The sequence below is a fragment of the Planotetraspora thailandica genome, assembly GCF_016863335.1.
In the GTDB taxonomy this organism is placed as follows: Bacteria; Actinomycetota; Actinomycetes; order Streptosporangiales; family Streptosporangiaceae; genus Planotetraspora; species Planotetraspora thailandica.
On the sequence record NZ_BOOR01000118.1, the window covers coordinates 1 to 1,331 of the forward strand.

A 1,331-nucleotide genomic window follows, 5' to 3' on the forward strand; every position below is an offset into this window, starting at 1 on the left:
CTCCGGCGTATGCCTTCAGAGCTCGGGCGTCGGCGAAGCGGTCGCGGTCATCGCCGATCTCGGCCAGCACCCGAGCCCCGGTCAGATCGGCCAGACCGGGGAAGCTGGTGATGATGGCGGCATCGGGATGCTGGTGGAAGGCCTCGCCAGTGGCTTCTGTGAGATCGTCGGCGGCCTGGCAGGCAGCGTCCAGCTGCAGCAGCAGCGCCTTGGTCTGCGTCCCGAACGCGGCCTCGACCAGCGGGAGTTGATGCAGGGTCTGTTCCTGGAACAGGGCGTGGAGCCGGTCGGCCCAGGCGTCGAGGTTGCGCTGGCGGCCACTGCGGCGCAACGCCGCCCGCAACTGGGCCTTGGTGAGCTTGGCCGCCTGTGAGGGGGTGGGCGCTGTTTGGAGGACGGCACGGGCCTCGCGGCTGGTCAGTCCGATGCCCTTGACCTGGAATGCTTTCAGCGCGGAGGGGAAGTACTCGCGCAGCAGCGAGCGGAACTGGTTGGCCAGTTGCTGGCGGTTCCAGACCGCGTCCTGCTGGGCGCGGGCCAGTACCGCGATCGCCTGGACTAGCTCGGAGTCGGTTGGCAGAGGCCGGTGATGGGCGGCGTCGACACGCAAGATGTTCGCCAATGTCATTGCATCGGCGTGGTCGGATTTGGCGCGGGCGACAGTATGGCGCTCCCGGTACCGGGCGACTGAGAGGGGGTTGATCGCATATACCGTGCGGCCGGTGGCGCGCAGGCACGCGACCAGTAGGCCGCGGCTGGTCTCGATCGCGACGGGGATCTGCTCATCCAGGGTGTCGCCGTGCTCGGCGAACAATTCCAGCAGGACCTTCCATCCGGCGACATCGTCGGTGATGCGTCTTCGCGCCAGTAAGTTGCCGTCGGCATCGATCAGGGCGACATCGTGATGCTTCTCGCTCCAGTCGATCCCGCATGTCACTTTCAACGCGTTCACTCCTTCGAGAGATGTTGATGCAGTTGGGAGCCGTGCAGGGGCACGCTGCGCCCTAATGAAGGAGCTCGATGGCTCGACATCCGATCGGGCAGTTCGTCGCCCCAGCTGGCCGCAGGCCCTGCACTCTGTGTCAGGGCTCGGGGCCCCGGTGATGCGAGTGGTGTTCCTGCGGCTGGCTCAGCCCACGATTCTGCTGTATTACCCCCTCTTGGCTCCGTCCGTCTGCGCAAGCAGTAGCCCCGTTCTGATCCATTCCAAAGACGTCAGCCAAGACAGGGCTGGTGGGCGACGGCCGGAAGGCGCCGACCGCACGGCCTGAAAGAGGGACTTCAAGTCCAGGGGATTGCAAGGCATCCCGGTGCCCGACCGCCGCCCACCC

Annotated in this window: 1 protein-coding gene; it reads right to left on the bottom strand. The window is 66.5% G+C overall.

Annotation, left to right across the window (positions count from 1 at the left end; genetic code table 11):
- Positions 1 to 943, bottom strand: a 943-nt coding sequence (locus tag Pth03_RS41100; protein ID WP_203949949.1) for an IS110 family RNA-guided transposase, incomplete at its 3' end; no start/stop codon positions are given.
- Between the last annotated feature and the right edge of the window lie 388 nt (positions 944 to 1,331).